At 34.8% G+C, this 6,483-nt stretch carries 4 protein-coding genes; all 4 read left to right on the top strand.

Translation table 11 applies throughout. The features are described 5' to 3' along the window. Positions 1-3,475, top strand: a 3,475-nt coding sequence (locus AC30RD_RS05165; protein ID WP_489493245.1) for a hydantoinase B/oxoprolinase family protein, incomplete at its 5' end; no start/stop codon positions are given. Positions 3,476-3,556: 81 nt separating this feature from the next. Continuing rightward, positions 3,557-4,438, top strand: coding sequence for a KaiC domain-containing protein (locus tag AC30RD_RS05170; protein WP_489493246.1), 882 nt, complete (start codon positions 3,557-3,559; stop codon positions 4,436-4,438). A gap of 22 nt (positions 4,439-4,460) precedes the next feature. After that, complete coding sequence (locus AC30RD_RS05175; RefSeq protein WP_489493247.1) at positions 4,461-5,126, top strand: bacterio-opsin activator; 666 nt, start codon at positions 4,461-4,463, stop codon at positions 5,124-5,126. Next, a partial coding sequence (locus AC30RD_RS05180) for a DEAD/DEAH box helicase (RefSeq protein ID WP_489493248.1) occupies positions 5,126-6,483 on the top strand: 1,358 nt, incomplete at its 3' end. The genes AC30RD_RS05175 and AC30RD_RS05180, both read left to right, overlap by 1 nt.

Consider the following 6,483-nt stretch of genomic DNA (forward strand, 5'->3'; position numbering starts at 1 on the left):
GGAGATAAAGATGATAAAGATAGCCATCGATAGGGGTGGGACTTTTACCGATATATACGCCGTTTATAAAGACAGGGTTTACGTAAAAAAGATCTTAAGTGAGAGTGAACATTATGAAGATTCAAATAGTGAAGGTATTAGGCTTATTTTAGAAGAGATTTATGGGAAAAAGCCAAAAATTATAGATTTGAGTCTTTTTGAGTGGATTAGATTTGGAACGACGGTGGTTACAAACGCTTTGCTTGAGCGAAAGGGAGAAGATGTTGTTTTGTTTGTTACAAAAGGTTTTAAAGATATTTTAGATATAGGGTATCAAAACAGAGAAGATATCTTTGCCCTTGATATTAAAAAACCTAAACCTTTATATAAAAGGGTAGTCGAGATTGATGAGAGGGTTTATCCAAAGGATGGCGGGTTTGAAGTTTTAAAAGAGTTAAACAAAAAAGAGATAGAGCCCCATTTAAAAGATATAGACTCTTTGGCGGTTTTGTTTTTGCACTCATACGGATACGATCTTCACGAAAAAGAGATAAAAAAAATCGCAAAAGGTATAAAAAATATCTCTTTATCTTCTGAAGTTAGCGTATCTTCTAAAGCCGTAGAAAGAGGCGATACTGCCGTGGTTGATGCCTATTTGACCCCGATTTTGAAAAAATATATAAAAAATATTGTTAAAAATTTTAAAGGCGAGAAAAAGAAGCTATATTTTATGAAGTCTGATGGAAATCTATGTGAAGCCAAAGAGTTTAGAGGAAGCGTTGCTCTTCTTAGCGGACCTGCGGGAGGAGTTGTGGCTTTAAAGTCCATATACGAAGGAAAACCTCTGATCGGTTTTGATATGGGTGGAACCAGCACCGATGTGAGCAGGTTTGACTCAAAAATAGAGCTAAAATATTATAGCGAGGTGGCAGGAGTTAAAGTTGCAACTCCAAATGTAGATATCCATACGGTTGCCGCAGGTGGAGGGAGCAGGCTATTTTATAAAAATTCTATGTTTATTGTAGGTCCCCAAAGCTCAGGAAGCGATCCTGGGCCTTTGTGTTACGGTAAAGGCGGCTATTTGAGCGTAACTGACGCAAATTTGGTAACGGGAAGATTGGATGTTGAGTATTTTCCTAAAATTTTTGGAAAGAGCCAAAATGAGCCTTTAGATATTAAAGCAGCAAGAGAGGGGTTTGAAAAGATTTCTAAAAAATTAAAAAAGAGTATAGAAGAGGTGGCTGAAGGCTTTTTGGACGTGGCAAACGAGAATATGGCAAACGCCATAAAAGAGATAACGATAAAAAAGGGATATGACGTAAAAAATCATATATTGTGCGCTTTTGGCGGAGCCGGGGCTCAGCATGCTGTTTTTGTAGCAAGAAAACTTGGAATAAAAAGGGTTTTTATACATAAAGATGCGGGTATTTTATCGGCTGTTGGGATAGCAAACGCAGATATTGTTAAAACCTATCAAAAAAGCCTGGAAAAAAGAGTTGAAGAGGTGGATTTAGATAGAGAGTTTGAAGCTTTTAGCGATGAAGGAGAGGAGGTTAAAAAATATCTTCTTTTAAAATATGAGGGAAGCGAAAATTTAATAGAAGTGGATTTTGATAAAGATTTTAAAAGAGAGTTTGAAAAAAAGCATAAAAGAGTTTTTGGTTTTTTGATGAACAAACCTTTAGTTGTAGAATCTATAAAAATCGACTTTGTAAAAAAAAGTAAAAAGATAAAAAGAGAAAAAATCGCAAAAAAAGAGGTTGTCCCCGCAAAAAAGAAAAAAATTTTTATAAATTCAAAATGGCAAGAGGCATATCTATATGATGAGATTTCTCCGGGTTTAAAGATAGAGGGTCCCGCTTTGATAATTCAAGAGGCTTCTACAATAGTTTTGGACGAAAACTCAAAAGCCTACGTAAACGAATATGGAGATATAGATATCTTTTTGGAAGAGACAAAGGAGCAAAAAAAACTAAAAGAGGTTCAAATATCATTATATTCAAACAGATTAAAATTTATTGCTACTAAAATGGGTGATATTTTGCAAAAAACCGCAGTTTCTACAAACATAAAAGAGAGGCTTGATTTTTCATGCGCTATTTTTGACAAAGATGGAAATCTCATCTCAAACGCTCCTCATATACCCGTTCATCTTGGATCTATGAGCAGCGTAGTAAAATCTATAATTAAAAAGTTCAATTTTAACTCTTCAAACTTTACAACTCACTCATCAACCTTTATAACAAACGTTCCATATGAAGGGGGCTCTCATCTTCCAGATATTACAGTAGTAACTCCATATATCCAAAATGGCGAAGTTTTATTTTGGGTTGCAAGCAGAGGGCATCATGCAGATATTGGGGGAGCGGTTCCTGGAAGTATGCCGCCTTTTTCAAAAAATCTTCATGAAGAGGGTGCCATCATAGAAGCTTTTGAGGTTGTAGAAAATTTTGAGTTTAAAGAGGAGGTATTAAGAGCTATTTTCAAAAGTGCCGGAGCAAGAGAGATAGAGAACAACATAAACGACATAAAAGCGCAAATTGCAGCAAATATGGCGGCGATCGAAGATATGAAAGAGCTTATAAAAGAGGATAAAGATGGGCTATTTTGGTATATGAAAGAGATTTTAAAAATTAGTAAAAAAAGAATAAAAGAGTTTTTTAAAAGCTTAGATAAAAAGGAGTTAAAAGGGGAGGATTTTTTAGATAACGGGGCAAAAATAGAGTTAAATATCAAAATTTTTGAAGATGGGAGCGCTATATTTGATTTTAGTAATTCGAGTTTAGAACTTTTATCCAATCAAAACGCCCCTTATTCGGTGGTAAAATCGGCTGTTATCTATGCTATTAGAGTAATGTTAAATGAAGATATTCCGTTAAATGAAGGAATAATTGAGCCTATAAAAATAGTTACTAAAAAAGGCACGATCTTAAATCCATCAAAAGATGCGGCGGTAGTTGGCGCAAACGTAACTACCTCTCAAAGGATAGTCGATGTGATATTGAAAGCTTTTGGTGCGTGTGCCGCAAGTCAAGGGTGTATGAACAATATAATATTTGGAGATGAGAGTTTTGGTTACTATGAGACTATCGGAGGAGGCGCAGGCGCTACGCCAAAAGGTGATGGAGCAAGCGCTGTTCATACTCATATGACAAATACCAAAATCACAGACGTTGAGGTGATAGAAAGAAGATACCCAGTAAAAATTGAAAGATTTGAGATTAGGAAAAATAGCGGTGGAAATGGAAAATATAAAGGTGGTGATGGGATCATTAGAGAGTTTGAGTTTTTAAAACCTTTAAAAGTTTCGGTTTTAACTGAAAGAAGGGTATTTGCGCCATACGGTATGGCTGGAGGAGAGAGTGGTAAAAAAGGGGAAAATATTTTGATAACAAAAGAAAAAAAGATAAATTTAACCTCTAAAGCCCAGTTTAAAGTTCAAAAACAAGATAGACTTATTATAAAAACTCCCGGAGGAGGAGGGTATGGAAAATAGTTTTTATTAAAAAGTGACTAAAGTCGCTATTTTTAAATATTTTTTTTGTTATAATCGTTAAAAATGGCTAAAGGAGATATGGTGGCGCAAGAAAATGAAGCTCATTTTAAAGAGCCCCAAGTTATAAAAGAGGGGATTTTAATAGGTAGCAAAGCTTTGCAAAAGGCTCCGGAAATTGTAGGGGTTCCTACCGGTATAGAGGGACTTGACGATCTTTTTTTTACCGTAAAAGAGGTAAAAGGAAAACTAAAACAGGTGCCTTTGGGAGGTATCCCAAAATATAGCGTATTTAATCTAACAGGCGTTAACGATACCGGCAAATCTTTGATGGTGGAGCAGTTTGCCGTTGAGCAGGCAAGAAAAAATCAAAAAGTAGCTTTTATAACCGTGGAGACTCCAGCAAATTTTGTTATAGCCTCCATAAAATATAGAGCGTTGGCTATGGGATATGATTTTAGCGAATTTGAAGATAATATAATAATGATAGACGCAGCCTCCCATACTCCTTTGAGGGAGAATATCCCAGATCTTTTAGCCACATTAGCCTATGCCATAAAAACATATAAGATAAATTATACGATTATAGACTCAGTAACCGGGCTTTTTGAAAATAAAGAGATGATGGCAAGATCCATCGTTAGAAGGGTTTTTAATTTTATGAAAAAGTGGTATCAAACGGCACTTTTTGTTTCTCAAAAAAGAAGCGGGCATGAGGAACTAAGCGCAGAAGCAGCCGGCGGGTATGCAGTGGGGCATATAGTAGATGGAACCATGGTTCTTGCTAAAGAGATGATAACAAGCGCTTATGCCGCAAGGATTTATGGAGCAAATATCGGGGATCTTGTTAGATTTTTTAGGATTGATGGTTGCAGAATGAGCGGACACGATACAAAAACCCATTTTATGGAGATAAGTGAAAAAGGTATCGTTAGGATTTTAGGACCTATCGGCGAGAAAAAATAATTGATTATATAAGGAGGGCAATATGGCTATAATTCTTTCACCTATGGGGTTGGATATTGATGAGAGGGGTGTTGAGAGACTTGTTGAGAGAGTTTTTTATAAAAGCGTAGATCTGCTTGGGGGTTTAAAAAAGCTTGCAGAGTTTAGAACGCTAACTTGGCTTCCAAGTTTGGCAAGGGCCGCTTTTGCGATCGTTTTAAGGGAAGAGTATTTAAAAACCGAAGATGAGATTGCGGAGTATGTGGGATTGACAAGAAATACAGTTAGAAATATCCTAATAGCAGATCCAGATGCGGCAATGTATAAGATAGAGCATTTAGATGAACTAAGCGCAGAAGAAAAACAGCAGATGAAAGTCCATACCGCCGGGGGTGTAGCAAAACTTGCCTATAAGCTGGTAAAAGAGGGGCAAGAGTCTCAAACGATGCTTGAGTTTTGCCATGAAATAGCAAAAGAGGCGGTTAAAAGCGCTAAATGTGAAGCTCCTTGGGCATATATAGTTTTAAAACATTCCAAAGGGATTAAATATCCAATAACCGAATCTTTAGAGCTTGAAAAGCTGTTAAAAGGGATAGATATAAAAGGGATAGATGGAAGCGAAGTTGCTAAAAACCTTGTTTATCCTATAAAAAATCCGGCTGCTTTGCTGCATGAAATAGGTGAATATCTGCAAAAAAGAGGTATTTAGTGATACCCTTAATATATAAAAATATGTGTCCAAACTGTAAGGGAGATATAGAAAGTTTTAGGCTTTATAGATCCCTTCCTTGCAGAAAATGCCTAAAAGATGAGGTAGATGATTATTGCGATATTTTAAAAGAGGGAGAACTTTTAAAGGTTTGTGAGTTAAATGAAAATATTAAAGATTTTTGCGATTTTTTTAAAAAAAGTTTTGGATTTGAGTTAAGGGATATTCAAAAATCTTGGGCAAAAAGGTTTTTTTTGGGCACATCTTTTGCCCTTTTGGCTCCTACCGGAGTTGGAAAAACCACTTTTGGATTGGCGCTATCTTCATTTATTTCAAAAAAAACTAAAAGCTATCTTATCTTTCCAACATATCTTTTGGCCCATGAGGCTTATAAAAGGGCGACAAAATTAAATAAAGAGGGTGTGCTTTTTTATGACTCAAAAGCATCGGCTGAGGAGAAAGAGAGACTAAAAGAGAAAATTAAAAAAGGTGAATATAAGATATTAATAACAACTACAATGTTTTTATATAAAAATTTTGAGCTTTTTAAAAAAGATTTTGGTTTTATTTTTGTTGATGATGTTGATAGTATCTTAAAAAGCGCAAAAAATATAGATAAAATTTTGATGTTGCTTGGATTTGAAGAGGAAGATATCGATAAAACTTTGGATTTTATAATATATAAAAGAAGGCTTTTTTCCAAAAAAAATCTGACTCAAAAAGAGCTGCAAGAGTATAAAAAAAGAGAAAACGAAATTAAAAAGATAGTCTCAAAAAAAAGAGGCAATCTCATCGTCTCAAGCGCTACGGCAAATCCAAAATCCAAAAGGGTTCTTCTATTTAGAGAGCTTTTGGGGTTTGAGGTTAGCAAACCGAGCATAACCATAAGAAATATAAAAGATTTATATAAAATAAGCAAAGAGCCAAAAAAAGATAGCATCGAGTATATAAAACTTCTTAAAAATGGGGGTTTGGTATTTTTACCTTCAAATAGCACAAAAGAGGAGTTAAAAGAGTATATTGAATTTTTAAATGAAAATGGTATAAAAGCTATCTCTTATGAGGAGCTTGAAGAGAATTTGGATAGATTTAAAAGGGGTGAAATATTAGTAGTTGTTGGAATAGCAAGTTACAAAAATCCCCTTGCAAGAGGGTTGGATCTGCCAGATGTAGTAAGATACGCTTTATTTGTAGGAGTTCCAAAGTTAAAATTTTCTCTCAATATCCAAAAACATACATCTTTATACTACTTTTTGCTTATTTTATATCCTATTTTAAAAGAGATTGTTGATAAGGAGAAATTTCAAGAGTTTGGGGAATATCTAAATTATTTAAAAAAGATTTTTTATGTAAAAGA

The sequence above is a fragment of the Nitrosophilus sp. genome (assembly GCF_982775275.1).